This is a genomic window from Pseudomonas sp. BLCC-B112 (genome assembly GCF_028550695.1).
Classification (GTDB): domain Bacteria; phylum Pseudomonadota; class Gammaproteobacteria; order Pseudomonadales; family Pseudomonadaceae; genus Aquipseudomonas; species Aquipseudomonas danubii.
Genome location: NZ_JAQQGK010000014.1, coordinates 105,067 through 132,002 on the forward strand (window position 1 = coordinate 105,067; position 26,936 = coordinate 132,002).

Annotated in this window: 23 protein-coding genes and 1 pseudogene; 19 read left to right on the forward strand and 5 right to left on the reverse strand. The window is 59.2% G+C overall.

Features of this window, described 5'->3' with window-relative positions; genetic code table 11:
* Positions 1–127 precede the first annotated feature (127 nt).
* Complete coding sequence (locus PQT43_RS28755) at positions 128–469, reverse strand: low molecular weight protein tyrosine phosphatase family protein (RefSeq protein WP_110653544.1); 342 nt, start codon at positions 467–469, stop codon at positions 128–130.
* Between the two features lie 189 nt (positions 470–658).
* Between PQT43_RS28755 and PQT43_RS28760 the strand changes: the two genes are divergently transcribed.
* The 3 genes from PQT43_RS28760 to katG all read left to right on the forward strand — a co-directional run bounded on the left by PQT43_RS28760 (position 659) and on the right by katG (position 4,349).
* Positions 659–1,216 carry a helix-turn-helix domain-containing protein gene (locus PQT43_RS28760; RefSeq protein ID WP_272755327.1) on the forward strand — a complete coding sequence of 186 codons (558 nt, stop codon included), beginning with the start codon at positions 659–661 and terminating at the stop codon, positions 1,214–1,216.
* 125 nt (positions 1,217–1,341) lie between these two features.
* Positions 1,342–1,908 carry an HD domain-containing protein gene (locus tag PQT43_RS28765; RefSeq protein WP_272755329.1) on the forward strand — a complete coding sequence of 189 codons (567 nt, stop codon included), beginning with the start codon at positions 1,342–1,344 and terminating at the stop codon, positions 1,906–1,908.
* A 260-nt stretch (positions 1,909–2,168) separates the two neighbouring features.
* A complete protein-coding gene (katG, locus tag PQT43_RS28770) occupies positions 2,169–4,349 on the forward strand; it encodes a catalase/peroxidase HPI (protein WP_272755330.1) in 2,181 nt (726 codons plus the stop codon).
* A 118-nt stretch (positions 4,350–4,467) separates the two neighbouring features.
* Here katG and PQT43_RS28775 read toward each other — a convergent pair whose 3' ends face one another.
* Entirely contained in the window at positions 4,468–4,896 is a 429-nt protein-coding gene (locus PQT43_RS28775) for a hypothetical protein (RefSeq protein ID WP_272755331.1), read from the reverse strand.
* A 990-nt stretch (positions 4,897–5,886) separates the two neighbouring features.
* Here PQT43_RS28775 and PQT43_RS28780 point away from each other — a divergent pair.
* The 5 genes from PQT43_RS28780 (at position 5,887) to PQT43_RS28800 (ending at position 9,566) form a co-directional block, all read left to right on the forward strand.
* On the forward strand, positions 5,887–6,915 hold the full coding sequence (locus PQT43_RS28780) for a GGDEF domain-containing protein (protein WP_272755333.1): 1,029 nt from the start codon (positions 5,887–5,889) through the stop codon (positions 6,913–6,915).
* 262 nt (positions 6,916–7,177) lie between these two features.
* Positions 7,178–7,639 (forward strand): hypothetical protein, encoded by a 462-nt coding sequence (locus tag PQT43_RS28785; protein WP_272755335.1) that lies wholly within the window; start codon positions 7,178–7,180, stop codon positions 7,637–7,639.
* 814 nt (positions 7,640–8,453) lie between these two features.
* Positions 8,454–8,714, forward strand: coding sequence for a hypothetical protein (locus tag PQT43_RS28790; protein ID WP_272755336.1), 261 nt, complete (start codon positions 8,454–8,456; stop codon positions 8,712–8,714).
* A gap of 5 nt (positions 8,715–8,719) precedes the next feature.
* On the forward strand, positions 8,720–8,908 hold the full coding sequence (locus PQT43_RS28795; RefSeq protein ID WP_253278692.1) for a DUF6360 family protein: 189 nt from the start codon (positions 8,720–8,722) through the stop codon (positions 8,906–8,908).
* Between the two features lie 85 nt (positions 8,909–8,993).
* Entirely contained in the window at positions 8,994–9,566 is a 573-nt protein-coding gene (locus PQT43_RS28800; RefSeq protein WP_272755340.1) for a hypothetical protein, read from the forward strand.
* 15 nt (positions 9,567–9,581) lie between these two features.
* Here PQT43_RS28800 and PQT43_RS28805 read toward each other — a convergent pair whose 3' ends face one another.
* Positions 9,582–10,259 (reverse strand): phytanoyl-CoA dioxygenase family protein, encoded by a 678-nt coding sequence (locus tag PQT43_RS28805; protein ID WP_272755350.1) that lies wholly within the window; start codon positions 10,257–10,259, stop codon positions 9,582–9,584.
* A 430-nt stretch (positions 10,260–10,689) separates the two neighbouring features.
* On the opposite strand from PQT43_RS28805, the gene PQT43_RS28810 reads away from it, so the two are divergent.
* From PQT43_RS28810 to PQT43_RS28825, 4 genes and pseudogenes are all read left to right on the forward strand, one after another.
* Positions 10,690–10,980 (forward strand): DUF3077 domain-containing protein, encoded by a 291-nt coding sequence (locus PQT43_RS28810; protein WP_272755341.1) that lies wholly within the window; start codon positions 10,690–10,692, stop codon positions 10,978–10,980.
* Positions 10,981–11,236: 256 nt separating this feature from the next.
* Positions 11,237–12,781 (forward strand): SIR2 family protein, encoded by a 1,545-nt coding sequence (locus PQT43_RS28815; RefSeq protein ID WP_272755342.1) that lies wholly within the window; start codon positions 11,237–11,239, stop codon positions 12,779–12,781.
* Positions 12,782–12,844: 63 nt separating this feature from the next.
* Positions 12,845–13,278 (forward strand): annotated as a pseudogene (locus PQT43_RS28820) (tyrosine-type recombinase/integrase); the annotation flags it as partial.
* A 412-nt stretch (positions 13,279–13,690) separates the two neighbouring features.
* A complete protein-coding gene (locus tag PQT43_RS28825) occupies positions 13,691–15,232 on the forward strand; it encodes an AAA family ATPase (RefSeq protein ID WP_272755344.1) in 1,542 nt (513 codons plus the stop codon).
* Positions 15,233–15,322: 90 nt separating this feature from the next.
* Here the strand turns inward: PQT43_RS28825 and PQT43_RS28830 are convergent, their stop codons facing one another.
* Positions 15,323–15,955 carry a cupin domain-containing protein gene (locus PQT43_RS28830; RefSeq protein WP_123393902.1) on the reverse strand — a complete coding sequence of 211 codons (633 nt, stop codon included), beginning with the start codon at positions 15,953–15,955 and terminating at the stop codon, positions 15,323–15,325.
* A 73-nt stretch (positions 15,956–16,028) separates the two neighbouring features.
* On the reverse strand, positions 16,029–17,981 hold the full coding sequence (locus tag PQT43_RS28835) for an oxidoreductase (RefSeq protein WP_272755345.1): 1,953 nt from the start codon (positions 17,979–17,981) through the stop codon (positions 16,029–16,031).
* 215 nt (positions 17,982–18,196) lie between these two features.
* On the opposite strand from PQT43_RS28835, the gene PQT43_RS28840 reads away from it, so the two are divergent.
* From PQT43_RS28840 to PQT43_RS28870, 7 genes are all read left to right on the forward strand, one after another.
* Complete coding sequence (locus PQT43_RS28840; RefSeq protein WP_272755346.1) at positions 18,197–19,270, forward strand: ABC transporter substrate-binding protein; 1,074 nt, start codon at positions 18,197–18,199, stop codon at positions 19,268–19,270.
* A gap of 99 nt (positions 19,271–19,369) precedes the next feature.
* On the forward strand, positions 19,370–20,164 hold the full coding sequence (locus tag PQT43_RS28845; protein ID WP_102879683.1) for a class II aldolase/adducin family protein: 795 nt from the start codon (positions 19,370–19,372) through the stop codon (positions 20,162–20,164).
* 467 nt (positions 20,165–20,631) lie between these two features.
* Positions 20,632–21,270 carry a transcriptional regulator BetI gene (gene betI, locus PQT43_RS28850; protein WP_110653560.1) on the forward strand — a complete coding sequence of 213 codons (639 nt, stop codon included), beginning with the start codon at positions 20,632–20,634 and terminating at the stop codon, positions 21,268–21,270.
* Positions 21,271–21,352: 82 nt separating this feature from the next.
* On the forward strand, positions 21,353–22,069 hold the full coding sequence (locus PQT43_RS28855; protein ID WP_047304616.1) for a response regulator: 717 nt from the start codon (positions 21,353–21,355) through the stop codon (positions 22,067–22,069).
* A 1-nt stretch (position 22,070) separates the two neighbouring features.
* Positions 22,071–22,868 (forward strand): substrate-binding periplasmic protein, encoded by a 798-nt coding sequence (locus PQT43_RS28860; RefSeq protein WP_267269950.1) that lies wholly within the window; start codon positions 22,071–22,073, stop codon positions 22,866–22,868.
* Positions 22,865–25,120 (forward strand): ATP-binding protein, encoded by a 2,256-nt coding sequence (locus PQT43_RS28865; protein WP_267269951.1) that lies wholly within the window; start codon positions 22,865–22,867, stop codon positions 25,118–25,120. The genes PQT43_RS28860 and PQT43_RS28865 overlap by 4 nt, the downstream gene beginning before the upstream one ends.
* Before the next feature lie 208 nt (positions 25,121–25,328).
* Positions 25,329–26,732: an amino acid permease gene (locus tag PQT43_RS28870; protein WP_272755348.1), complete on the forward strand. Its 1,404-nt coding sequence runs from the start codon at positions 25,329–25,331 to the stop codon at positions 26,730–26,732.
* Positions 26,733–26,936: the final 204 nt, after the last annotated feature.

Below are 26,936 nucleotides of genomic sequence, written 5' to 3' on the forward strand. Positions count from 1 at the left end.
TCCGCTTCATGTAGCCGCTGCCGAAGGCTGCGAACGAGCCGCAGGCTCGCCAGCGATCTCGCAAACCCATGGGGGCTTGCGCAGCTCCACCCGCAGCTCAGGCGGGGCCCTGAAGATCAGGGGCATATCAGCGACCCTCGCCGCCATCGGGAAGAAACGGCGGCACCTTCTGCCGCAACAACTGGATCAACTCCGGGTCCATGAAGTCGTAATCATCGGGAATGTTCAGGCACACAATCTGCTGCTCGCGCAGTTGCGCCTTGAAGCGCTTGCGCAGTTTTTCCCGGTGCCGGGTTTCCATCACCACAATCAGCCCGGCCCATTGCACCAGCTCCGGGCCCAGGGGCACTTCGGCATCGTGATTGAGCCCCGCCGAAGCGGTTTCGATCCCCGGCCAGTCGGCGAACAGTTGCTCGGCGGTGGGGCTGCGCAGCTTGTTCTGGCTGCAGACAAACAGGACATTGAGCATTGGGCCGAACTCCTTGGCACAGACGCCCGGCCCTTGGAGGGCGGGGCAAAGGTGCTGATTTTTCGGGGCTTTTACTGCACTGTCCAGCAACTTGTGGCGGGCCGGACCAATTGCATTGGTCGGCGCAAGTTGCCCGCCGTGGGCCGAGGCTGCGAAACTGCCGGCCCCTTTACTCGCATCGCCCAGGCCATGTCCGTAGCTCTGTTCACCTCACCCCATCTGGGCTTGGCCCTCAGGCGCTGGCGCCTGTTGCACCGGGTCAAGCAGCAGCACGCCGCCGAGCTGTTCGGCGTGGCGCAGTCGAGCATTTCCCGTTGGGAAAACGGCCAGCAGGCCATGGAGCCGACAGAGCGTGCGCGCCTGGAGCGACTGCTGGCAGCCAACCTCAGCGCCGCCGCCGATCAGGCCCTGGCGCGGCTGGTGAACGACAGCCCGCGCGCCGTGCACTTGGTGTGCGACCTGACCCACCGCCTGCTGGCCTGTTCAGCGATCCGCGCCGGGCAGTTCGGCGTGCCCTTGAGTGAGCTGCTGGGCCAGTCCCTGTGGGGCTTTTGCACCGAGGAAATCACCCGCAAGGAAGCCGCCCTGGATGACCTGGGCTGGCGCGAAGTGCTGGCGCCGTCGTCCGTGGAATTCTTCAGCGGCCACAACCATTCGGCCATCGTGCCCATCGCCCCCAGCCAGTGCCGCTGGACCCGCCTCAACCTCTCCGACGGCAACGCCGTGCGGCTGGTGGAAACCCTCTGAAGCGCCTGTCGAGGCACGCCACGCATATTTTATCCGTGGACCGGGCTCCGGCCGCTGACTAGTCTGGTAAGCCATCGCTCGCTGCCCAACGGCGCGGGCTTTTTTCACTTTCTGCAGGCTTGCTCATGACCCCCGAACTTCTCAGCGGCCGCCTTGAATTCCTCCGTGAAGCGGAAAAACTCAAGGACGTGCTGCGCAGCGCCCACACCTCCAGCGGCCGCCAGGAAAGCACCGCCGAACACAGCTGGCGCCTGTGCCTGATGGCGTTGCTGTTCGAAGACCAACTGGGCGAACTGGACCTGCTGCGGGTGCTGAAACTGTGCATCGTCCACGACCTGGGGGAGGCCATTCACGGCGACATCCCGGCGGTGGCCCAGGCTGGCCACCCACACAAGAGCCAGCAGGAGCGCGACGACCTGCAATTTCTCGCCCGATCCCTGGACGCCCCGGCCCGCCAACGTCTGCTGGACCTGTGGGATGAATACGAAGGCGCCGCCAGCGCCGAGGCGCGCACGGTCAAGGCGTTGGACAAGCTGGAAACCCTGCTGCAACACACCCAGGGCCAGAACCCGGCGGACTTCGACTACCGCTTCAACCTCGATTACGGTCGCCGCTACACCGATGCCAGCCCGTTGTTCCAGGCCCTGCGCCAGCAGATCGACATCGACACCCAGCGTCGCCTGAACGCCTAGGGCTAAGCCGCTGTTGACGATCTGCTGCGCTGAGTTCATGGGGCGTTAAACAAGCCTGAGCATCGCTCGCCAGAGGGTGAACAGGCTCCAGGGGGCAGGGCGCCCGCTGCGAGCCTGACACCTGTCATGGTTTTTTTCTGCCAGGGTCATCAAGCGAAGCTATTTTTACCTTCGCTTGTCCTTCACTACGCTGTTCACACGGTTGTCCAACCCGGGGCCAACGTCGAGCGGCAGGTTTCCGATGACCGAAGGAGTGACCCATGTCCAACGAATCCAAGTGCCCGTTCAAACACACCGCCGGCCAAGGCACCAGCAACCGTGACTGGTGGCCCGGCCAACTGAACCTGAATATCCTCCACCAGCACTCGCACCTGTCCGACCCCATGGCCGAGGACTTCGACTACGCCGCCGAATTCAAGACCCTGGATCTGGCCGCGGTGAAGCGCGACCTGCTGGCCTTGATGACCGACTCCCAACCCTGGTGGCCGGCGGACTTCGGCCACTACGGCCCGCTGTTCATCCGCATGGCCTGGCACAGCGCCGGCACCTACCGCATCGCCGATGGCCGTGGCGGCGCCGGGGGCGGGCAGCAGCGCTTCGCCCCGCTCAACAGCTGGCCGGACAACGTCAGCCTGGACAAGGCGCGGCGGCTGATCTGGCCGATCAAGCAGAAGTACGGGCGCAAGATTTCCTGGGCCGACCTGATCATCCTCACCGGCAACGTCGCCCTGGAATCCATGGGCTTCAAGACCTTCGGCTTTGCCGGTGGCCGCCAGGACGTCTGGGAGCCGGAAGACCACGTCTACTGGGGCAGCGAAACCACCTGGCTCGGCGACCAGCGCTACAGCGGCGACCGCGAGCTGGAGAACCCCCTGGGGGCGGTGCAAATGGGCCTGATCTACGTCAACCCGGAAGGCCCCAACGGCAACCCCGATCCGCTGGCGGCGGCCCGGGACATCCGCGAAACCTTCGCCCGCATGGCCATGGACGATGAAGAAACCGTGGCCCTGATCGCCGGCGGCCACACCTTCGGCAAGACCCACGGCGCCGGCCCCGCGACCCACGTCGGCCCGGAACCGGAAGCCGCCGGTTTGGAAGAACAGGGCCTGGGCTGGAAAAGCAGCTTCGGCACAGGCGTCGGTGGCGACGCCATCACCAGCGGCCTGGAAGTGATCTGGACCAGCACCCCGACCCGCTGGAGCAACGACTTCTTCGACCACCTGTTCGGCTTCGAATGGGAACTGACCACCAGCCCCGCCGGCGCCCACCAATGGCGGCCCAAAGCCGGCGCCGGGGCCGACAGCGTGCCCGACCCCCACGACCCGAATAAACGCCGCACGCCGTCGATGCTCACCACCGACTTGTCGCTGCGCTTCGACCCGGCCTACGAGGCCATCTCCCGGCGCTTCCACCAGCACCCCGAGCAACTGGCCGAAGCCTTCTCCCGGGCCTGGTTCAAACTCACCCACCGCGACATGGGCCCGCGCGCCCGCTACCTGGGCCCGGAAGTGCCGGCCGAGGAACTGATCTGGCAAGACCCGATTCCGGCGCTGAACCACCCGCTGATCGACGCCCAGGACATCCAGCAGCTCAAGGGCCAGATCCTCAACTCCGGCCTGTCGGTTGCGCAACTGGTGTCCACCGCCTGGGCCTCGGCTTCCACCTTCCGCGGCTCGGACAAGCGCGGCGGCGCCAACGGCGCACGGATTCGCCTGGCCCCGCAGAAAGACTGGGAGGTCAACCAACCGCAGCAACTGGCCCAGGCGCTGCGCAGCCTGGAAGCGGTGCAGAGCGCCTTCAACAGCGCGCAAAGCACTGGCAAGCGCGTATCCCTGGCGGACCTGATCGTCCTTGGCGGCTGCGCGGCGGTGGAACTGGCGGCGAAAAATGCCGGCTACAGCATCAGCGTGCCCTTCGCCCCGGGGCGCATGGACGCCAGCCAGGAACAGACCGACGTCGAATCCTTCGCCGTGCTGGAACCGGTGGCCGATGGCTTCCGCAACTACCTCAAGCCGGTTTCCGGCGTCACCGCCGAAGCCCTGCTGGTGGACAGAGCGCAACTGCTGACCCTGACCGCCCCGCAACTGACCGTGCTGCTGGGCGGCCTGCGGGTGCTGGGGGCCAACGTCGGGCAATTGCCCCACGGCGTGTTCACCGCGCGCCCGGGCACCCTGAGCAACGACTTCTTCGTCAACCTGCTGGACATGGGCACCCAATGGAAACCCCAGTCCGAGGCCCGCGACCTGTACGAGGGCAGCGACCGCGCCACGGGGCAATACAAATGGAGCGGCACCCGGGTCGACCTGCTACTGGGTTCCAACTCGCAACTGCGGGCCCTGGCCGAGGTGTATGCGGCGGCGGATGCGGGGGAGAAGTTCGTGAAGGACTTTGTCGCCGCCTGGGACAAGGTGATGAACCTGGATCGGTTCGATCTGCGCTGAGGAGGTTTTAGGCCGGGTAAAACGACAACGCCTCCCTAGGGAGGCGTTGTTGCAGAGCGCTCGCGGCACGAGCGCTGCAGATCAACGAGCACCGCACCTGCAGCGCCCGCCCGACGCTCTACTTGGCCTTGAGGTACTCATTGAGAAACGCCTGGGCATCGCCATAGCTGGACAGGTTGCTGTCATAGCCCACCTTCAGCGGCTTGGCCTCACCCGGCAGATGCAGCTCGCCATAGCCTTCCTGAAGCAGCAGCACCACGAACTTCTGCCCGTCCACCTGAGTGAAGTAACGGGTGTCGCGGTCGGTTTGCTCCACGTTCATTTTCTGAATGCGCATGTTCCAGTCGTGGTCGGCGTCTTCCACCTGCACCAACGCCTGATGGGCGCTGCGCTCACCAATGCGCAAGGTCCAGACCTTCACCCCGTGCGGCCCGGTGTAGGCCAGGATCTTGTCCGCCACCTGTGGTCGTTCCTCGGCCTGCGCCAGCCCGGTTCCCAGTACCCACGCCATGACCCACGCGGCCGCCCAACGGTAATAAAGCTGCATCCTTCTAGCTCCTGAACATGAAAAGGGGCGGTTATTGAAGCCGACCCATGCGGCGCTGCCAAGCACCCAAGGCAACAGGCGGGATAAAAAACCTTGGTGCACAACCCACGCCGTGCCACCCGCGAGTGGGTTACCATCCGCCGCCTCGGCGCCAAGGCGTAACGCACGCACCGCGACCGGCTTGCCCGGCAAGGCCGCCGGTACACCTCACGCCTCATCAGGCCCCAGCCCCATGAGCCAACTCACTGCATTGATTGCCCAAGCCCGAGCCGAGCTTTCGGTCCAGATCAGATCAGGTGGCGGTTGGCGTTGAGCCGTAGCCGACTGCATTGCACTGCACACCAGCTCGGCAGGCATGTTCACAGCCATGGAGCAGCCATGATCTTGCGTATTCACAAGCCCAGCTATAGCCAACCGCTAGGGCGTCGGATGTAGGCAATGCCAGCCAGGCCTTTGACAATCTCGGGTACGAATTGACGGTTCAACACATTCTCGGCAACCGGCAGATCATGCTTGTTACAGGTCGCATCCGCAAACTTGCGCTTCCAGGCCGAAGGCAGGCCATTGGTGCGCATCAAACAATGCACTTTCACCTACCGACACATTCCACTGAACAAGCCTTCTGTTGCAGTTACCGAACCCAGCGATACGACATCGTCACTTCAGCTCAAATACAAAACCATATAACTTAATAATTATTTAAATAGATAAAGCCTTGCCTAATAACTTGGGTCTCACGCTTTTTCGCACACCGCCGACACCCCTTTACCTTCGACTACTTTATTCTTCCCTGCTTAACTCGACGCTTTCTTCTAGATCCGGACAAGAACTTGAAAATACCCATGTTGCAGTTTGCACAAAAAAACAATATTGACTAATATTAAAATATGCTACTCCCTTAAAGACTCGCCTTGGAGGGATAGACAGGCGTACATAGCTTTATGAGCGATACTGAAGAAGCCAAGTTTATACCAACAAGGACACGTATAGATGCCAAACACCGAAAAGATAAGAAACATAGTATACGTTCCGGCGCGAATCGTGCACGCAGTAGGCCTCATCGCCTGGGCAGCAAGTTGGTACTTGAATCCGTTCATTGAAAAGCAACTAAACTACGCGATATTGGTATATATATCGCTAGCCATTTTCTCATCCAGCATGGCCTATATAACCAGCAACACCGCCACTTGGCGAATAAGTGGAGTTTTTTACGTACTTTTTTTATCGCTACTCTATTCCGAAGAAGTCTCTAGGATGGAGCAAAATAAAGCCATGTGGGGGATTTTGGTAACTGCACTCATCATTACAGGCATGAGTGTTTTTTTCATAAAATTCATCGATTACGCGATTTCCATAATACTGGTTTGGGTTGTAATGTGGGACGTGAGCTTTTTAGAAATCGATCCTCACCACTACAATCTTTGCGCCATTTACATATTAGCCTCCACTTCGATTGGTGCCTGCCTGAATATCATGGTAACCACCTCTCTAATAAAGCTAATAAAGTTTGCGGAGGACTTTCGCACCTTGTCCGAAACAGACCCGTTAACCGGAGCTAAAAACCGACGAGCGCTGATGAATTTTCTTAGCGCTGAAAAATCAGCAGCACATAAAAAATGCCTATGGTTCGTCATGATCGACATAGACTTTTTCAAACGCATCAATGACCTTTACGGCCACGATACAGGAGACAAAGTTTTAATAGACTTCACAAGAAAACTGGAAAAATACGCTGATATTATTTTTTTTGGACGACTCGGCGGCGAGGAATTCGGCTTGATCATAAATTCAGTCGACCTGACGGCGGTAATACGCTTGATAAACTTAATTCTCGAATCAGTAAAATCAGACAACAGCATAAACTATTCCTTTAGCGCAGGACTGGCCAATATTTCCACTGACAAAAGCATTGACGCCATTTTGTCAGAGTCTGATAAAAATCTTTACAATGCAAAAAACAACGGAAGATCCTGCACAAGCTTTCAGGGCGTTATTTACAGGGCGAGCTATATCCAGTAATCAAAAAATCAGAACTATGCCCGAGTCCGCATCACCTAATTAAACAGGTGCCCTGCGCAGTGCGAGGGGCTTCTAAGATGAACGTTCGGACATATCCGTTCGACGCGACTGATCGTGAAAAAATATCTCACCTCCAATCACATTCAAAAAAACTGAACTATCAACGACGCCGGTTCAGTTTGCCCCGGCAATCTTTCCATGCAGACATGTTTACATAACAAAACTAGATTCTGAGCCTCACAACCTTCTAGGATGAAACCTCATGCCTATAACTGTAAATGTGGGTGAGCTGCTTGAATGTGATGGAGCGAACGAGATCAGAACACGCGGCTGCGACCCTTGCGTCGGACTAATTGTTATCTATCAAAACGACCCGAATGGCGTCGTAACAAAGCGATGCGCTCACTTTTCTGTTGGTTTTGCTGGCCCATACACCGAGGCCAAAGTGAACGCGTCGCTAAACCCTGTGCTCGCCGCGTACTTTCCACTCAGCAACATCATTGCAGTAGGGTTCACTTGGGGAGGATTTAGCCCAGGCTTGGGCGCAGAACAGATTTGTAGCAGGCTGACTCAGTACTTCAACGGACATAACGTTCAGAGTTCAAACAATCATGACAGCATCACCACGAACGGTAACGCAATTCAACTCTTGCCCGTTCAAGTATGGGATTTTACGAACAATCCAGCGGCGAATTTATTAGCAGAGTTAAATAACCCCGTTTGATGGGCATGAATAAGGGGGGGCGTGCCGCACTCACCTGCGGCACACTTACTTCGTTCAGTACTCCTATTTCCTGATGCACGCTCAAATATCAAACTGGCGCTCGTAGCGTTCGAAATGCTCAGGAAAAAAATTCGCCATATGCTGGGTACTCAATACCTAAAATGACGAGTTCTATCGCATCAGCCCCGCAATTAGACGAGTAGTCCGCAATGGATGCACCAGAAGCGTGAAGCTCCTAATACGCACCGTAAAGTTGAAGTGCCCCTGATCACGCTGAGTAGAGGCTCGAACTTGTTCCTGGATGCGGGAAATGAGCCAAATGTGCAGTGCCCGGATGTGAGCACGCCGAGTTTATCCAGGTCAGGATGTCGGGGCGCTACTGGGAGTGCGAAGCGACGTGTCACGTTGTTGGCACCCTAGGGGGGAGACGCCAGCAACCAGTTCTACAGTTACATGCAGGAAATTGGTTTAGTTCAACTTTTGAGTTCTTTATATAGGCTTGAGCCAGATAAAGTGATCAGCGCTCACAGTGCTTAGTTCTTTGCTGTCGATTGGTCCGATTACCAGCGATTGAGTCGAATGAGGTTGCTTGGTCGCTGGTGTCCATCGGAATGTTGCACAGGCTCAATGGTGGCTCCGAAAAATATGTAGTGAAAGGCAGTTGGAGCCTTTTCGGTGACAGCTCAAGCAGGCGTGATCGCTCAGATTCAACAACACAAGATTGCTGGAATTGCTTGACGCACATGCCGCGCCTCTGCACATTCCTGCCGCGATCCGCCTGATCGACAGGCCGCTTCTTCAGGACGAATACCCCATGAGCCAACTCACCGCACTGATCGCCCAAGCCCGAGCCGGGCTGTCGGTCCAGCAAAACATTCCCCAGGAACGCTGGGAGGCCATCGCCACCCAGTGCGGCGCGGCGGAAATCGCCGAGATCAAAACCCGCATCGCCTCACTCAAGGCAGACAGGGAAGCCGTCGAAGACTGGGACGGCGACACCCGCGATGACCTGTATTTCGCCATCGCCAGCTTCACTCGGCTGCTGGAACTGGCCAGCGCCCACGTACAAGGTTAATGAGCATGCCGATTGACCGCACAACGGATTATTTCGAGAGCAGCGACGGCGACGTGCGCCTATGGATAGAGCAGGGCAGTGCCATTCATCTCAAGGCCATCAGCCCACACAACGACCCGGTGGAACTGACGGCAGAACAGGCCCTGGAACTGGCCCAGGCACTGCAACGTTTGGCCAGCCGCCTTGCGGACTAAAGCAGCCCCAAGACCAGTGCCCACGCAACCACCTGGGCAACGGCACACCTGAGAGGAACAGCCCCTGTTTAACGAACTAGTGTTTTTGCACGAAGACCCCGATCAGGACTCCGCCTACCTCGGCGGCAACCCCTACCTGCCTGAGTCCATCCCTTGGCCCACTGACTCGATGGGCGCCCCTTTGCTGCACCTCGCCAGTCTGCCGGCCAGCTTTATCAATCGATACGTCGCAGGCATGCAATTGAATGACGAACTGGTGGTTTCGCTGTTTACGCCTTACTCGATCGTCAGCGATACCTACATCGACCAAGCCATGCAAGAGGGCGGCAAGGTGCTGGCCTACAGACCCGCGGCGCGACAGGTGGATGGTTACGGACAGCCCATCACCCCGGCGCGGCGAATCGAAGTGGTTGAAAATCCGGGGCAGGACAGCGACGAAAACGGCCTGGCCAAGATCGCCGGAATACCCGCCTGGATTCAGGATCAAGAGACCCGCCCAGGCTTGAACTATGTGCTGCAGATCAACAACTCCCGGCTGAACAGGGCCGCTCCAGGGCACAAGGGCATCTTGGTCGGCGGAACCGGCTATCTGTTATTGAAGCAAGGCATTGATGACGAAGACCTGATGGCCGGGGCCCTGATCATCCAGAGTTCATAAGAAAGGGGGCAGCCCTCAGCCCACGAGGGCAAAATCCTTGGGATCGAAGCGCTCGCGGGTGTCCATCTGAACATTGCGCAGGCTCGCGGTTTGCTGCTGGCTGGCGTACAGCGACTCGGCACAATAACTGATCAGCAGCGAACGCCGGCGCGCGCCACTGGGGTTGCGGCAGGCCCCGTGCACCAGATCAGCATCGAACAGCAGAATGTCCCCCGCAGCACCGGATAGCTGCACCACACGGGATTCATCACTGAAATCAAAGGGCGCCAACTGCTCCCCGGGGCGATGACTGCCGGGCACGATACGCGTCGCGCCATTGGCCGGCCCATAGTCATCGAGATAGACCAGCGCCGTGACCCGATCACCGAGGCGCTGCTCCGACAGATCCCGGTGCAATACCTGATGACCGCCCCCCGCCAACGGCTCGCGGCCCTCCACCTGCGCCAGAAAAAAGCCTTCCCCGATCAACTCCCCGGCCACCGCCAACAGCGCCGGCAAGCGACACACCGCCTGCACCCGTGCATCCAGATCCACCAGCGCATGCCGCCAGTCCAGCCCCCGAGGCACCGGCCATTGCTCCGGCTCAATCACCCCCGCCTCGAACGTGGCCCGCAGCTCATCCAGCCAGTCGGCGGGCACCGCCTGACGCAGCAACAGGTAACCGTTTTGATGGAGTTGTTCGCGGTCGATCATGAGGGGGCAGATGTCCTTATCCGGGGAGGGGGAGAGCATAACGGCTCGCTAATCCGAGCGACATAACCGGCTACGGTTTAGCGGTTGCCCCAGCGTGAGCAGACCGCCTAGTCTGCTGCGGTCGCTGCAAAATCAGCGACCGGGCCTGAGAACCCGGTAAGATGCAGGCGCACAAGCGCCCGTCCATGAATGCAGGCGCATTTTTGTGCCCGTCTGTTCGTGTTATGGCGGCTGTGCGTGGGAGACCTTCGGGTCTGCCGGGTTCCTGTATCTCCGGTTTCTCAGCCCGCGCACAGCTGCCACCCACTCGCCTGAGAACGAAGGTGGCAGCTCTCATTACTGATATGGGAGTTTCAATCATGTACGCCCGTAATCTGTGTGGACATTCCCTTCGTAGTACCCGTCTTCTGGCTGTTGTAGGAGGTGTCCGATGAGCAGTTCAGCATCAGTCAAGACACTGGGTTTCGTCACCTTTGGCAGTTGTGCCGATCCTGAACTAGAGCTGTTTCGCGTGAATGCTGACGTGCCTTTGGAGCTTGCGTTGGAGTACGCCTCTACTTTGCTGTACTACGCCAAGAAACTTGCACTTGATGCCGCTATGGAAGAGCAGGGGGAACGCTATGCTTGGGCCTCGCACTTTTTGGCGGAGATGGGTAAGGCGGTGATTGATGATGTGTGTTTGGGGTTGGGGGGGGAAGAGGGGCTGAGGGAGGGGCTCTGAGTTAGGGCAGCATCGCATGAAGTTGAGAGAGACACCGCTTATCGCTGCTTGATAAGCGGTGTCTCTGTTACTTGAGAGGGTGTTTTTGATCCAAAGCTGCCCTTCGCCACGAGCCGCTAGCTACAGCTACACATTGCGGTAATCGAAGCACGCTAGGGCATATCCAGCGAAGCTCATTTCGGATTAAATTCTCCTATTGACTACGCTTTCGGTAGAAATGGACTACATCCGTTAAAGGATACGAGGCTAACCCCACATGACGATCGAGCACCATCTTACCCAAATTCTAAAAGACCGAGCTGCTGGAGCATTTCTTTTCATCGGCTCAGGTTTTTCTCGCCGGTATATTGGACTGGAAAGCTGGGAAGGCCTTCTATCCCGATTTTGTGAAATGGGGAAACCATATGAATTTTATCGAGGAAGTGCCGATGGCAATACGCCTGTCGCTGCCAAAATTCTAGCAAACGATTTTCATAATTACTGGTGGGGTTCGCCAACTTATTCAGAAAGTGTCAGCCTGAATAAAGACAAGATAAAAGACAGTAGTTCTGCATTGCGAATTGAAATCTGTAACTACCTAGCTAAGCTAGACCCTAGCGCAGCACTCAATGACGGCTACAGGGAGGAGGTAGAACTATTATCAAGCCTAAATGTCGACGGTATCATAACCACGAATTGGGATCTTTTTTTAGAGGAGCTCTTTCCAGACTACAAGGTTTTTATTGGGCAAAATGAATTGCTGTTCTCCAATCCCCAGGAAATATGCGAAATCTATAAGATTCATGGGTGTGCCACTGAGCCACAATCACTCGTACTTACGTCTGACGATTACACCACCTTTAATGAACGCAACGCTTACCTTGCCGCTAAACTGATCACCGTATTTGTGGAGCATCCTGTAATTTTCTTGGGCTACTCACTATCCGATCCTAATATAACAGGCTTGTTACGTGCTATTTCTCTTTGTATCGGCGAGGACCAAATTGAGCAACTACGTAGCAATTTAATTTTCGTCCAACGCCCTAAAAACGGCGAGAGCCTTGGTGTATCGGATACGTACCTCACAATAGATAAGGTTCAAATTCCTCTGATTCTTGTCAAGACAGACGATTTTACCGAAGTTTATAAAGCACTTTCAGCAACTCGAAGAAAGATCCCCGCACGAGTTCTCCGCTACTGCAAAGAGCAACTCTACGAATTGGTTCGCTCTCTTGAGCCAGAAAAGAAGCTATGCGTTGTAGGTATAGATGAAATTGAGAACAAAGAAGATGTTGAGTTTATCGTTGGTGTCGGGCTAGCCGCAGGCGAACCAAGCGAAATCGCCAAGGTTGGCTATGATGCACCTGAAGTGCGGGATTTGATCCATGATGCACTATTCGAAGATCGTAACTATGACCCTGCACAGATTCTCCATTCAACAATTCCGCGGGCTGGGCGGAACACTCCTTATGTTCCTGTTTACAAGTATCTGAGAGAAATAGGGATCACTAATGAGGAGAGCTATAAAGCTAGTGAGCTCAAGCTAAACAAGTGGGCCAAATATAATCGTGAAAATTTACGTCTAAAAACCTTCAAGTCTGCCTTCACTAAACGCCAAGGGCAGACCATGGAAGAAATAATCAAAGGCTGCCCGCCTGAAAGTGCTGCAACATTAATCCCCTTCCTGCCTGAGGATCAGATCAACCTAGATCAACTCAGAGATTTTTTGGTCGCCAACGAAGATAAATTTGAAAGCCACCCCTATGCCTCATATTTTAAAAAATTAGTTTCATTATATGATCGCCTCAAGTGGGGTTGGTAAAGGTGACTTGCATCTATCTATAAAACAGCCTTCTGCTGCTCAGGTATGTTGAGTTGGCCGTGCGTGTGTGACCTCGCCCATGGCGAGCACGAATCACCAAGAGTTTTGGTGATGCGTCAGAAGACGCAGCGGCCAGTGCAGTTTGAGATCACCGAACAAACACGGTTTGCTATCGCGGCCTGGATATGTCAGGCCCAAGTCCGCAGCGAGGACTGCCTTTTTTCGAGCCAACTGCATACCTCAGACCATCTATCCACACGTCAATATGCTCGGATTGTCAAAGGCTGGGTGGAGGCCGTTGGCCTAGATCTAGCTATGTATGGCACTCACACAATGAGGTGTACGAAGGCATCGTTGATCTATCGCAGGAGGCAGAATCTGCGAGCAGTTCAAGTGCTATTGGCCATACGAAGCTGGAGAGCACCGTTCGATATCTGGGAATTAAAGTTGATGACGCCCTGGAGATGGCGGAACGACTGAGGTTTGAATATGTATAGCGACGGTCGAGGCCGGCCGTCGCTAGCCTGCCATTAGTGGGCGGTGGATGGTCGAGGGACGAGGGGACAAACCGGTTAAAGCTTGTCCTCAAGTTTTCTGCAAAGAACTGTGCGTGGCCGATCGCAAGGGAAGATCCTAGCCTTTGTCGTTTCTACAGAAAAATTTAAGGCGTATCTAGCATTAAATTGACTCAGCGCCGGGGCTCCGTTCACCTATTAGTTCAACCTGTTGATGGTAAGGAGTGGCTGGCGCCGCCCGTCGGCTGTCTTGAACAGGGGAGTTACCATAGCCTCCCCATTTACGTGATGGAAAAGTTTCATCGCCGGCTCGAAAGTCTCCAAAAATTGTGCTAGGAATAGCAAATGGCCATGCAGTCCTTCAGTCGGTGTTAATTAATTGTGGGGAGAACCAATGAAGTACAGGGAAAGTAATTTAGATAAGAAATTACGAAATTGGTTCTGCAAGGATAATACCAAAGCCTTACTTCGGAGTATTCAAATCTCAACGGGCGGCATTCGCGGGCTGACGTCATTCAAGGTGAATTTCGACTACCCGATAACTGCGTTTGCCGGAGTTAATGGGTCCGGGAAGTCAACTATGCTGGCGCTCGCCGCTTGTGCTTATCATAACAAGCTGGATGGTTTTAAACTTCCAAAGCGAAGTAGGAGCTATTACACTTTTTCTGATTTTTTTGTGCAGCACTCGGAGGAAATTGCTCCTCCTGGAGTAGAGATCTGGTATAGCTTTGCTCACAATAATTGGAAAAGTGCGCCTGATGGGATCGCGTCCCAAGTAAGAAAGAAAAAGGCAGGTGGGAAATGGAACGACTATGACATTAGAGTAAAACGGACGGTAGTTTTTTTGGGTATTGAACGAATTGTCCCTCACGCTGAACGCAGTCAATCAAGATCTTATTCGCGAGCCTTTAAAGATTTGAGAGTTCACGGCTGGGAGCAGCAGGTTAAAGACGCTGTTGGTTATATCCTTGGTAAACGTTACGATGATTATCGACAGTTAGAGTACAGAAAATACGGTCTTCCGATTGTTAAGGTTGGTGATGTAGTTTACTCTGGCTTCAATATGGGCGCAGGTGAAAACGCGCTTTTTGATATTTTTTCTACCATATATGCTTCTGGCGAGGGAGCTTTGTTGGTTCTTGATGAAATTGAGCTTGGTCTACATGCAAGAGCTCAAAGGTTGTTTATGGAGCGTCTTAAAGAAGTATGTATGAGTACGGGGACTCAAGTTATATGCACCACGCACTCAAAGCAAATATTTCAATGTTTGCCTGATGATGCCAGGTTTTTTATTGAAAGAGCCGGGCTTAAGACAAAAATAACTCCCGGTATATCAGCGGAATTTGCGTTCTCAAAAATGGGAGCTATTGGTGAGAAAGAACTTGAGATATTTGTTGAGGATCCAGTTGCAAAAGTTATAATTGAAACAATTTTAAATGGAGGCGTACGCAGTCGAATAAATATCACTCGGATAGGCTCCGCCGCTGCAGTAGCTCGCCAGTTAGCAGCAAATTTTTTGAGAGATGAGAGTGCAAATATATTAGCTATATATGATGCTGATCAGAAAAAATTGCAGGCGAAGAATATCGAGCACGCCAAAAACATGGCAGAGAGGAAAGATGTTGATATTAATAATTGGTTGCTTGCGCGCACAGGTTATCTTCCTGGCGACACATGGCCAGAAGCCTGGCTTTTGCAAAAGTGTAGCGAAATCCCGCACGAACTAGGAGTTGAGCTAGGCGTTGAACCTCAGCGCGCTACCGAAATCGTCGAATACGCATTACAGGCAGGTAAGCATGAAGAATTTGTCGAAGTGGGTGAGCAAGTAAATCTAGATCCTGAACGTTGTTTAATACTGGTCTGCGGTATTGTTTATAAAAATTTTCCTGAAGAGTTTGACGACTTAAAAAATAAGATATCACGCATGTTGCCTTAAGCTTTTTAGCGCAAAGCTCGAAAAATCGATTGGCAGTAAATCCGCTGCTGGCTGGTAGCAGCCGTTCGGTTAACCCCACTCAACACCCTCTCAAAACGTCGGCGGCGTAATCACCCACAACACCACCGCATCCTCCTCCCCAGGATTTCCATACTTATGCGGTTCCTGGCTGGAGAAACTAAAGCTATCCCCCTCACTCAGCTGAAAATACCGTTCCCCCACCCACAGCTCAAAGCTCCCCGACAGCACATACCCGGCTTCTTCTCCCTCATGGCTATAACTCTCCTTGCTGTACGTCCCCGGCGGAAACCGCGAGTGCAAAAACTCCAGCTGCCGGGTCGGTTGCGGGGTCAGCAGCTGATCGATAATCCCGTTCTCATAATTCACCTGCAGCCGCTGTTTCTTGCGCACCACGTACCCCTGATCCTCGGGTGCGGTCTGGGTTTCGCTGGCGAAGAACCATTGGATGGTCACGCCCAGGCTGCGGGCGATGTTGAACAGGGCGGGGATGGAGGGGTAGGCGAGGTTGCGTTCCAGTTGGCTGATGTAGCCGGCGGTGAGTTCGCTCTGTTGCGCCAGTTCGCTCAGGGTCAGGCCGCGGCGTTTGCGCAGGCCGCGGATGCGGGTGCCAAGAAACTGCGGGCCGCCAGGGGCTTGGTTGTCGGTGCCGGGCTCCGGTGCGGGAGGGCGGCTCGCGGGCGGCGTCTTGCTGCTGGGGTTCATGGCGGGCTCCGGACCAGGTGAACGGGCGCGTCCGGGCACCCGTCCTGCAAAAGGCCTGGAGTATAAAGCAGCCTCAAAGCGCCCAGGCGACTTTCAAGCCTTCGTGGATGGCTTCTTCCACGGTGCGCGGTGCCAAGCAGTCGCCGATGCGTTGGAAGGGCACCAGGCCTTTGAGTTGCTGGCCGAGGTCGTCCACGGATTGGTGGCCTTGGCACAGGACCAGGCTATCGACGTTTTCCAGGAGCATGGGTTCGCCGCTGGCGGTGTGTTGCAGGTACACGGTGCTGTCGTCGCAGCCGTAGAGGCGGGCGTAGGGGATGATCGGGATCGCCAGTTTGTGCAGTTCGCCGGCCATCTGGTCGCGCACGTACAGCGGCAGGCTTTCGCCGCAGTGGGTGCCGTTGACCGCCAGTTGCACTTGGTGCCCGGCGCGCACCAGCCGCTCGGCGATGCCAGGGCCGATCCAGTCGCAGCGCCAGTCGGCCACCACGACGCTGCGGCCCAGTTGCACTTCGTCGCGCAGTACTTGCCAGGCGTCCACCACTTGCAGGTCGCCGCCGCGTTCGAAGTTCGGCCAGTAGGGTTGGGCGCCGGTGGCGATGATCACGTGGTCGGGGTTTTCGCGCTCGATCAGGGTGCGGTCGACCCGGGTGTTACGTACCACTTCGATACCGGCCAGTTGCATTTCCCGTTGCAGGTTGGTGCTGGCGCCGCCGAACTCGCTGCGCCGGGGCAGCAGTTGTGCCAGTTGGATCTGGCCGCCCAGTTGCGCGCTGGCTTCGTAGAGGGTCACGCGGTGGCCGCGTTGGGCGGCCACCGCAGCGGCTTTCATCCCGGCCGGGCCGCCGCCCACCACCAGGATGCGTTTGCCGCGGGCGCTGGGCTTGGGCTGGCCGTAGAGCAGTTCGCGACCGGTTTCCGGGTGCTGGATGCAGGAGATCGGCAGGCCCTTGTGGAAGTGGCCGATGCACGCCTGATTGCAGGCGATGCAGGCGCGTACGTCTTCGGCGTGGCCGCTGTCGCTCTTGTTGGGCATTTGCGGGTCGCAGATCAGCGCGCGGGTCATGCCGCACACATCGGCCTGGCCCTTGGCGATGATCGCCTCGGCTTCCTGGGGCTGGTTGATGCGCCCGGTGACGAACAGCGGGATCGACAGCCCGGCCTTGAAGGTGCCGGCTTCCCGGGCGAGATAAGCCGCTTCCACCGCCATGGGCGGGACGATGTGCACGGCGCCGCCGAGGGAGGCGGAGGTGCCGGCGACGATGTGCACGTAGTCCAGTTGCCCTTGCAGCAATTGCACGGCGGCCAGGGATTCGTCTTCGGTGAGGCCTTCGGGGTCGCGCTCATCGGCGGAAATGCGCAGGCCGATGATGAACTCGGCATCGGTGCTGGCGCGCATGGCGCCGAGGATTTCCCGGATAAAGCGCAGGCGCTGTTCCAGTTCGCCGTTGTAGCCATCGGTGCGGCGGTTGACCCGTGGGTTGATGAACTGCGCCGGCAGGTAGCCGTGGCTGGCCACCAGTTCCACGCCGTCCAGCCCGGCCTGATGCAGGCGCCGGGCGGCGTCGGCGTAGCCCTGGATGATCTCGTCGATCATGTCCTGGTCCAGGGCCCGGGGCATGACCCGGAAGCGTTCGTTGGGCACCGCCGAAGGGGCGTAGGCCACGGCCAGCAGGCCGTCGGCGGACTCCATGATTTCCCGCCCCGGGTGGAAGATCTGCGACAGCACCACCGTGCCGTGGGCGTGGCAGGTTTCGGCCAGGCGCCGGTAGCCGTCGATGCAGGCGTCGTCGGTGGCCATCAGCACGTGGCTGGTGTAGCGCGCACTGTCGTGGACCCCGGCCACCTGCAGCACGATCAGGCCCACGCCGCCTTCGGCCCGGGCGCGGTGGTAGGCAATCAGCTGTTCGTTGACCAGGTTGTCGGTGGGCATCGAGGTGTCGTGGCCGCTGGACATGATGCGGTTCTTCAGGCGTTTGCCACGGATCTGCAAGGGTGCGAACAGGTGCGGGAAGGCGCTGGTCATTGCGGTGACTCCAGGCGGGCCAAGGGCAGGGGAGCACAGCCTTGGCGTTGTTATTGTTGGTCTATCAAAATTTACCTCCAGTAAAAAATCAACTTGTTTTTTTACTAAGGCTTGCAGTAGCTTCGACCTGCGCCCGCTTTTGGCGCGAACCTCACAACAATAAAAAAGGGCTGTGCCGGCGCCTGCCGGTGTGGCACCGCGACGAGGATTCACAGATGAAAGCGCTCACCCGCAAGCACGGTTGTTCTTTCCTGGCCCTGAGCCTGGCCTTGGGTCTGACCCTGGGCCAGCCGCTGATTCACAACAAGGCCCAGGCAGCCCCCGACATGGTGGTCGTGGCGTACGGCGGAGCCGGACAAAAAGCCCAGGATGTGGCGTTGTTCCAACCCTTCAGCAAGGCCGATGGCAGCAAGCTGATCCAGAGCGAATACAACGGCGAAATGGCCCGGATCAAGGTCATGGTCGACACCGGCAACGTCGATTGGGACCTGGTGCAGATCGAAGGCCCGGACCTGATGCGCGGCTGCGACGAAGGCATGTACGAACCCCTGGACTGGAAGGCCCTGGGCCGCGCCGACCAGCTGATTGCCGACGCCGCCCAGCCCTGCGGCTCGGCGGTGCTGGTGTGGAGCGTGGCCATTGCCTACGACCGCAACAAGCTGGCCAAGGCCCCGGCGTCCTGGGCGGATTTCTGGGACGTCAAGCAGTTCCCCGGCAAGCGCGGCCTGCGCAAGCGCGCGGTGTACAACCTGGAATTCGCCCTGATGGCCGACGGGGTCAAGGTCGAGGACGTGTACAAGGTCCTGGCCACGCACCAAGGGGTGGAACGGGCCTTCGCCAAGCTGACCGACCTCAAGCCCTACATCCAGTGGTGGGAAGCCGGCGCCCAGCCGGGGCAGTGGCTGGCCGCCGGTGATGTGGTGATGACCTCCAGCTACAGCGGGCGTATCGCCGTGGCGGCCCAGGGCGGCGCCTCCCAGGCGGTGGTCTGGCCCGGCAGCCTGTACGGCATGGACTACTGGGCGATCATCAAGGGCTCGAAACACGTGGATCAGGCCAAGCGTTTCATCGCCTTCGCCAACCGCCCCGAGGTCCAGGTCGACTACGTCAAGCAGATCCCCTATGGCCCGACCAACACCCTGGCCGCGGCCAAGCTCGACCCGGCCCTGGCGCAGTGGGTGCCGACCTCGGAACAGAACCTCAAGGACGCCCTGGCGATGAACGTGGAGTTCTGGGTGGATCATGGCGAGGAGCTGGAAGAGCGCTTCAACGCCTGGGCCAGCAAGTAAGCGCAACGGGCTGGACGCCTGCGGGCGTCCGGTCCTATTGTTTGCCGGCTCTTTTTACCGACCCCGTTTGCCCGCCCACCCGCCTGGAGGACTCCAACAATGAACAATATCGCTCCCAGCCCCCACGCCCTGACCGAGCGCAGCGCCACGGAACAGCGCCTGCGCGAAGAGCTGGCGGCCTGCTACCGGTTGATCGCGCACTTTCGCATGACCGACCTGATCTTCACCCACATCTCGGTGCGCCTGCCCGGGCCCGAGCATCACTTCCTGATCAACCCCTACGGCCTGATGTTCGAGGAAATCACCGCCTCCAACCTGGTGAAAATCGACCTTAACGGCGAAGCCGTTGAGCCGTCGCCGTACCCGGTGAACCCGGCGGGTTTCGTGATTCACAGCGCGATTCATGGCGCCCGCGAAGACGCCCAATGCGTGCTGCACACCCACACCAAGGCCGGTTGCGCGGTGGCGGCGCTCAAATGCGGCTTGCTGCCGGTGAACCAGATTTCCATGGAGTTCTATGGCCGCGTGGCCTACCACGATTACGAAGGCGTGGCCCTGGACCTGGGCGAGCAGCAACGGCTGGTGGCTGATTTGGGCGACAAGAGCGTGCTGATGCTGCGCAACCACGGCTTGCTCACCGTGGGTGAAACCGTGAGCCAGGCGTTTTTGCGCATGTACTACCTGGAGAAAGCCTGCGAGATTCAGCTGGCGGCCCAGGCAGCAGGGGAGATCGTCCTGCCGCCTGACGCGGTCTGTGCCCACACCGAGCGCCAGTTCAACGACCCGGGGCGGCCGCTGCAGGAAGGTGAACTCAACGACCCGGACGCCATGCAACTGGCCTGGGCAGCGTTGCTGCGCCTGCTGGAGCGCATCGCCCCCGACTACCGCGCCTGACCCCCTGTGGGTTTGTATCTACCTGTAGCCGCTGCTGAGCCCTGGCGAAGCTGCGAAAAGGCCCGCAGGGCCTTGCTTGACGATCTCCAGCCGAACCTGTGTCGTCTTAAAGATCGTTGCGTCCCTACGGGCCGTGCGCAGCCTTCGGCAGCGGCTACAGGGACCGCGCCGTTTGTTGTTTTTGTCACGGTGCTCCCGGCTTTGTCATGTGTAGCCGCTGCTGAGCCACGGCGAAGCTGCGAAAAGGCCCGCAGGGCCTTGCTTGACGATCTTCAGCCGAACCTGTGGCGCCCGCAGGATCTTTGCGTCCCTACGACGGAATGCCGCCCAGACCGTTCGCAGCCTTCGGCAGCGGCTACAGGAAGCGGTGCGGCTTGGGCGGCCACACAAACGCTGGATCGCCACGAAAGGCCTGTTGTACAGTCGTTCAGTTTCAATTTCCCGCCACTCTCCAAGGAACCCGCCCCATGAGCCAGGAAGCGCGCTTTTCCCGTTTGGAACCCGACCTGCGCAAGGCCGAGCTGATCGAGGCGACCCTGACCTGTCTCAAGCGCCACGGCTTTCAGGGTGCGTCGATCCGCAAGATCTCCGCCGAGGCCGGGGTGTCGGTGGGGCTGATCAGCCATCACTACGCCGGCAAGGACGAGTTGGTGGCCCAGGCGTATCGGGCGGTCACCGGGCGGGTCATGAGCCTGCTGCGCGAGGCCATGGAGCAGGCCGCGCCCACTCCTAGGCAACGGTTGTCGGCGTTCTTCCGCGCCTCGTTCTGCGCCGAACTGCTGGACCCCAAGCTGCTGGACGCCTGGCTGGCGTTCTGGGGCGCGGTGAAGACCGCCGAGGCGATCAACCTGGCCCATGAACATTCCTACGGCGAATACCGCAACGAGCTGGCCAGCCTGCTGACCCGGCTGGCCGGGGAGCAGGGCTGGGCGCAGTTCGACGCCGATCTGGCGGCCATCAGCCTCAGTGCCTTGCTCGACGGCCTGTGGCTGGAGTCCGGGCTCAACCCCGGGACCTTCAGCCCGCAGCAGGGCGTGCAGATCTGTGAAGCCTGGGTCGAGGGCTTGCTGGCCAGCCAGGGGCGCGGGTTTATCAGGCCGACATAGGGCTGTTGATCGGTTGTTCAGTAATGGCTAGGCTGCTGCGCACAAGGTTTCTTTTCTAATAAAAATAATCAGGAAACAGGCGATGACTCCTCGGGTTTTGATCGTCGACGACGATCCGCTGATTCGCGAACTGCTTCAGGCTTATCTCTCTCAGGAAGGCTACGACGTGCATTGCGCCGCCACCGCGGAGCAGGCGGAGAGCTTTCTCGGCCAGCACACGGTGGACCTGCTGATGCTGGACATCCGCCTGCCGGGCAAGGACGGCCTGACCCTGACCCGGGAACTGCGGGTGCGTTCGGAAGTGGGGATCATCCTGATCACCGGGCGCAACGACGACATCGACCGCATCGTCGGCCTGGAATGCGGCGCCGACGACTACGTGATCAAACCCCTCAATCCGCGCGAGCTGGTGTCCCGAGCCAAGAACCTGGTGCGTCGGGTGCGTCATGCGCGCCAGCCGCAACCCCAGGCGTCGAGCCCGAGCCCGGTCAAGCAGTTCGCCGACTGGGCCCTGGACACCGACCGCCGTCGGCTGATCGATGCCGGGGGCGCTGAAACCCTGCTGACCCATGGCGAGTACCAGTTGCTCAGCGTGTTCCTGCGCAACAGCGGCCACACCCTGAGCCGCGACCAGTTGATGGACCAGATCCGCAACCGTGAATGGGTGCCCAGCGACCGTTCCATCGACGTGCTGGTGGGCCGCCTGCGGCGCAAGCTGCACGACGACCCGGCCGAGCCGGAGCTGATCATCACCATCCACGGTGCCGGTTACCTGTTCACCGCCAGTGTGGCCGCCTGAATTGCTGCGCCGCGCACTGGGCCTGTGCCTGAGCCTGTGCTTGATCCTGCTGGCCGGCCCGACGTTCGCTGAACCCCGGCCCGTGCTGCGTTATTGCGACTACCCGGTGTACCCGCCGATTTCCTGGAGCGACGGCCAGCAAGTGCGCGGGCTGGCGCCGACCCTGGTGCGTCAGGTGCTGGGGGACCTGGGTTATCAGGTGCAGGTGGTGGTGCTGGGCAACTGGAAGCGCTGCCTGCTGGACGCCGCCGCAGGCCGGGTGGATGTGGTGCTGGCCTACAGCACCAGCCAGCGCCAGCAGGAGCTGCTGTTTTCCCAGGTGCCGGTGCTGCGCGAAGAAGTCGCGCTGTTCGTCAACCGCCGCCATCTGCCGCGTTTTACGCACTTGCAGGACTTGCGGGCCTATCGCGGCGGCCTGCTGTTCGGCGAGAGCTACGGCCAGGATTTCGACCGCGAAGTGGTGCAGCACGGCAACATCGAATGGGTGTCCAGCAGTCAGCAGAACTTCGGCAAGCTGATCCGCCAGCGCATCGATTTCATCCCCCATGAACGCCGCACCGGGCAGCTGTATATCGAGCAGTTGCCGGGTGCCGAAGACATCATCGCCTTGCCCCAGGCGGTGAGCGTCGACTACCTGCGCCTGGCGGTGTCGCGCCATTCGCCCCTGGCGCCGCGCATGGCCGAGATCGACGCCCGCTTGCAGCAGCAGGTGGACAGCGGCGCGGTGCAGCGCTGGCTGGCGCAAAGCCAGGACGACTACCGCGCCATGCTCAAGGCGCAACGGGGGACGGCGCCATGATCTCCCTGCGTTCCGCCGGCCTGTTGCGCCGCCTGCTGCTGTTTATCTTGCTGTTCAGCCTGTGCTTCACCGTGCTCGCCAGCAGCGTGCAGCTGTACTTCGAATACCGCCGGGAAATGCGCGAGATCGACAGCCGCATGGAGCTGATTCGCGCCGGTTACCTGGGCAGCCTAGAACGCAACCTGTGGGACCTCAACCAGGAGCAACTGACCGTGCAGTTGCAGGGGCTGGTGGACTTTTCCGACGTGGCCCGGGTGCACCTGATCAGCAACGATTTCGACTTGCAGCAGGGCAGCGCCGAGCTGATCGGGCCGCTGCGGGTCGAGCGTTTTCCCTTGAGCTATCAACCGCCATCCGGGCCCTTGCGCCAGTTGGGCGAGTTGCAGGTCAGCACCGACCTGGGGGCGGTGTATCGGCGCCTGTACGCCACCGGGCTGGCCAGCCTGTTGTGGATGAGCGTGTTTCTCTGCGGGTTGGCGGTGGCCTTGTCCGGGCTGTTCTACCGTCTGGTGACCCGGCACCTGCAAGTGATGGCCGATTTCGCCCGGCGTGTGGCGGCCGGCGAGCTGCACGAGCCCCTGCATCTGGACAAGCGCCAGCGCCCCGGCGGCGACGAGATCGACACCGTGGCCCGGGCCCTGGACGACATGCGCCGGGCAGTGCTCGACGATGTGCAGCGCCGAGAAGCCGACCGATTGGCCTTGCAGGACAAGCGCGACGAATTGCAGAAAATGGTCCAGCGCCGCACCGCCAGCCTGATGCACGCCAAGGACGAGGCCGAAGCCGCCAACCTCGCCAAGTCGCGCTTTCTGGCGACCATGAGCCATGAACTGCGCACCCCGTTGAACGGCATCCTCGGCATGGCCGAACTGCTGCGTCAGGCGCCCCTGGACCAGCAGGACCGTCAGCGTTTGCAGGCCTTGCATCAGGCCGGGGAGGGCTTGCTGAGCATCCTCAACGAAGTGCTGTCCTTTGCCCGCCTGGAAGAGGGCGAAAGCCGCCCGGAACTACGGGACTTCTCCCTGCGTCAGTTGTTGGAAGAAGTCACCACCCTGTTGCAGCCCCGGGCCGAGGCCAACCGCACCCGCCTGGAGTTGCACATCGACGAACAACTGGCGCCGCGTCAGCAGGGCGCCGAGCAGTACCTGCGCCAGGTGCTGAGCAACCTGCTGGCCAACGCCATTCGTTTTACCGAAGACGGCTGGGTGCGGGTCGAGGTGCATGTGCTGCACAGCGCCGCCGAGGGCCAGCGCCTGCGCTGCTGCGTGCGCGACAACGGCATCGGCATTGCTGCGTCGATGCGCGAGAAGATCTTCGAGCGTTTCGTCCAGGCCAGTGACGAGGTGACCCGGCGCTATGGCGGCACCGGCCTGGGCTTGGCCATCTGCAAGCATCTGCTGCAGCAACTGGACGGACGCATCGGCGTCGACAGCGAGCTGGGGCAGGGCAGTTGTTTCTGGTTCGAGCTGGCGTTGGGCATCGGCCAGGAGCCCTTGTCGGCGCCCGCGCTTCAGCTGCCGACGCAGGCTTTGAAAATCCTGGTGGTGGAAGACGTGGCCCTGAATCGCGAAGTGGCCAGCGGACTGCTTGAGCGTGACGGCCATCAGGTGTGGCTGGCGCAAGACGGTGAAAGCGCTCTGGCCCTGTGTCAGCAGCAAGCCTTCGACCTGTTGCTGCTGGATGTGCACTTGCCGGGCATCAGCGGAGTCGAGCTGTGCCGCGAGATCCGCCAGCGTCCCGGGCCCAACCGGCAGGTGCGCATTGTCGCCCTGACCGCCAGCGTCCAGCCGTCCGTGGTGCGCGGTTATCTGCAGGCCGGGATGCAAGGCATTCTTGGCAAGCCGTTGCAGCTGGAGAGCCTGCGTCAGGTGCTGGCCGGGCAGGCGCAGTTGCCGCAGGCCGACACAGAGGAGGGCTTGCTCGACCAGGGCTTGCTGGACACCCATCGCAGCCTGTTGGGCGAGCAGAAATTACACAGCCTGCTTCAAGTCCTGGCCGATGCCCTGGATCAGCAACTGCCCCTGCTGACCGATGCCCTGGCCGCCGAAGACTGCACCGAAGTCCAGCACCTGGCCCATCGCCTGGCGGGCAGCGCCGATTCCCTGGGCTTCTGCGCCCTGGCCCGGGTGCTGCGGGAAGTGGAGGAGGCGGCGCAGCAGACGGATCGCTCGGCGCTGACGGCCCTGGCGGCGCGCCTGCATCCGTCCTGGCAACAGTCCCGGGCCTTGCTGCAACAGCTGTTGGCGGCCTGACGTACAAAATCCTTACGACTTTTTACATCTTCGATCCTGGCGTTCAATCCGAACTTACATGGCTTTCCAATAATCGCTTGAGCCGCGCCCGCCGCGGTCTTCGAAGCTTATTGGAGATAATAATAATGAACTGCCTGCAAGCTGCTTCCGCCTTCCGCCACACCCCTTCGCTCCGCGCCCCGCGCCTTACCGACTGCTGAGGTGCGCCATGACAACCACCACTGAACGTAAAGGCATCCACCTGACCCGCTCGTTGAAGAGCCGGCACATTTTCATGCTGTCCCTGGGCGGGGTGATCGGCACCGGGCTGTTCATGGGCTCCGGGGTCACCATCAACCAGGGCGGCCCCTGGGGGGCGATCCTCTCTTACCTGGTGGCCGGGTTCCTGATGTACCTGGTGATGGTCTGCCTCGGCGAGCTGTCGGTGCAGATGCCGGTGTCCGGCTCGTTCCAGGCCCACGCCACCAAGTACATCGGCCCGGCCACCGGCTTCATGATCGGCTGGGTCTACTGGATGAGCTGGGCCACCACCGTGGGCCTGGAATTCACCGCCGCCGGCATGCTGATGCAGCGCTGGTTCCCCGATGTGCCGATCTGGTACTGGTCGGCGCTGTTCGTGGCCTTGCTGTTCGGCATCAACGCCCTGGCCACCCGGGCCTTTGGCGAGGCCGAATACTGGTTCGCCGGGATCAAGGTGCTGGCGATCCTGAGCTTCATCGTGGTGGGCGCGCTGGTGATCTTCGGCGTTATCGACCTGCCCAGCGGCGCCCCGGCGCCGATGTTCGACAACCTCAAGGGCGACTCCCTGTTCCCCAACGGCCTGCCGGCGGTGTTCGCGGTGATGATGACCGTGGTCTACGCCTTCCAGGGCTGCGAGATCATGGGCGTGGCCGCTGGCGAAACCGACCAGCCGGAAAAAAGCATTCCGCGTGCCGTGCGCAACGTGGTGTTCCGCGTGCTGATCTTCTACGTCCTGGCGGTGATGGTGCTGGCGGCGATCATTCCCTGGCAGCAAGCCGGGCTGGTGGAAAGCCCCTTCGTCCAGGTGTTCGACATGGTGGGCATTCCCTACGCTGCCGACCTGATGAACTTCGTGATCCTCACGGCGATTCTTTCGGTGGGCAACTCCGGGTTGTATGCCTCTACGCGCATCCTCTGGGCCATGTCCAAATCCGGCATGGCGCCCAAGGCCCTGTCGCCCCTGAGCAAACAGGGCGTGCCCCTGCGTGCCCTGTTCATCACTCTGTGCTTTGCCCTGATCTCGTTGATGACCAGCTTTATCGCTGCCGACACCCTGTTCATGGTGCTGATGGCCGTGAGCGGCATGGCCGGCACCGTGACTTGGATCGTCATCGCCCTGGCGCAGTACCGTTTCCGTCGCCAGTTCCTGCGCGAGGGTGGGCAACTGGAGCAGCTCAAGTACCGCGCGCCCTGGTTTCCCCTGGTGCCATTGCTGTGCATCGTGCTGTGCAGCTCGTTGTTTGTGTTTCTGGCTATGGATGAAACACAGCGGCCGTCGTTGTATTGGGGGTCGGGCTTTATCGCTCTGTGCTATGGCGCCTATTACCTGATGCAGCGCAAGCGTCAATTGCAACCTGCCGCCGCCTTGTAGGAGCGGCTTGCCGGCGAAGGGGCCCGTGAGGCGTGCAGCGTCTGGGTGGATGCCTTTGCCGGCTTTGCGGCTAGAAGGACGGGGTAGATATTCATTCCTGTGGTCATGGCCGCTGATGGTTTCGCCTTTACAGCCATCCCTTTCAAGGTCTTCTCGTTTTAGCTGCCTTGATGACCCGATCGGTTGAAACATGTGCATTTATTG

What these genes read in the sequence shown, in the direction of transcription:
- PQT43_RS28855 (WP_047304616.1), top strand. Translation starts at nt 21,353, where the DNA reads ATGACTCCTCGGGTTTTGATCGTCGACGACGATCCGCTGATTCGCGAA.
- PQT43_RS28760 (WP_272755327.1), top strand. Translation starts at nt 659, where the DNA reads ATGTCCGTAGCTCTGTTCACCTCACCCCATCTGGGCTTGGCCCTCAGG.
- PQT43_RS28755 (WP_110653544.1), bottom strand. Translation starts at nt 469, where the DNA reads ATGCTCAATGTCCTGTTTGTCTGCAGCCAGAACAAGCTGCGCAGCCCC.
- PQT43_RS28835 (WP_272755345.1), bottom strand. Translation starts at nt 17,981, where the DNA reads ATGACCAGCGCCTTCCCGCACCTGTTCGCACCCTTGCAGATCCGTGGC.
- PQT43_RS28765 (WP_272755329.1), top strand. Translation starts at nt 1,342, where the DNA reads ATGACCCCCGAACTTCTCAGCGGCCGCCTTGAATTCCTCCGTGAAGCG.
- PQT43_RS28785 (WP_272755335.1), top strand. Translation starts at nt 7,178, where the DNA reads ATGCCTATAACTGTAAATGTGGGTGAGCTGCTTGAATGTGATGGAGCG.
- PQT43_RS28840 (WP_272755346.1), top strand. Translation starts at nt 18,197, where the DNA reads ATGAAAGCGCTCACCCGCAAGCACGGTTGTTCTTTCCTGGCCCTGAGC.
- PQT43_RS28870 (WP_272755348.1), top strand. Translation starts at nt 25,329, where the DNA reads ATGACAACCACCACTGAACGTAAAGGCATCCACCTGACCCGCTCGTTG.
- PQT43_RS28775 (WP_272755331.1), bottom strand. Translation starts at nt 4,896, where the DNA reads ATGCAGCTTTATTACCGTTGGGCGGCCGCGTGGGTCATGGCGTGGGTA.
- PQT43_RS28815 (WP_272755342.1), top strand. Translation starts at nt 11,237, where the DNA reads ATGACGATCGAGCACCATCTTACCCAAATTCTAAAAGACCGAGCTGCT.
- PQT43_RS28825 (WP_272755344.1), top strand. Translation starts at nt 13,691, where the DNA reads ATGAAGTACAGGGAAAGTAATTTAGATAAGAAATTACGAAATTGGTTC.
- PQT43_RS28845 (WP_102879683.1), top strand. Translation starts at nt 19,370, where the DNA reads ATGAACAATATCGCTCCCAGCCCCCACGCCCTGACCGAGCGCAGCGCC.
- katG (WP_272755330.1), top strand. Translation starts at nt 2,169, where the DNA reads ATGTCCAACGAATCCAAGTGCCCGTTCAAACACACCGCCGGCCAAGGC.
- PQT43_RS28810 (WP_272755341.1), top strand. Translation starts at nt 10,690, where the DNA reads ATGAGCAGTTCAGCATCAGTCAAGACACTGGGTTTCGTCACCTTTGGC.
- PQT43_RS28865 (WP_267269951.1), top strand. Translation starts at nt 22,865, where the DNA reads ATGATCTCCCTGCGTTCCGCCGGCCTGTTGCGCCGCCTGCTGCTGTTT.
- PQT43_RS28780 (WP_272755333.1), top strand. Translation starts at nt 5,887, where the DNA reads ATGCCAAACACCGAAAAGATAAGAAACATAGTATACGTTCCGGCGCGA.
- PQT43_RS28795 (WP_253278692.1), top strand. Translation starts at nt 8,720, where the DNA reads ATGCCGATTGACCGCACAACGGATTATTTCGAGAGCAGCGACGGCGAC.
- PQT43_RS28830 (WP_123393902.1), bottom strand. Translation starts at nt 15,955, where the DNA reads ATGAACCCCAGCAGCAAGACGCCGCCCGCGAGCCGCCCTCCCGCACCG.
- PQT43_RS28805 (WP_272755350.1), bottom strand. Translation starts at nt 10,259, where the DNA reads ATGATCGACCGCGAACAACTCCATCAAAACGGTTACCTGTTGCTGCGT.
- PQT43_RS28790 (WP_272755336.1), top strand. Translation starts at nt 8,454, where the DNA reads ATGAGCCAACTCACCGCACTGATCGCCCAAGCCCGAGCCGGGCTGTCG.
- betI (WP_110653560.1), top strand. Translation starts at nt 20,632, where the DNA reads ATGAGCCAGGAAGCGCGCTTTTCCCGTTTGGAACCCGACCTGCGCAAG.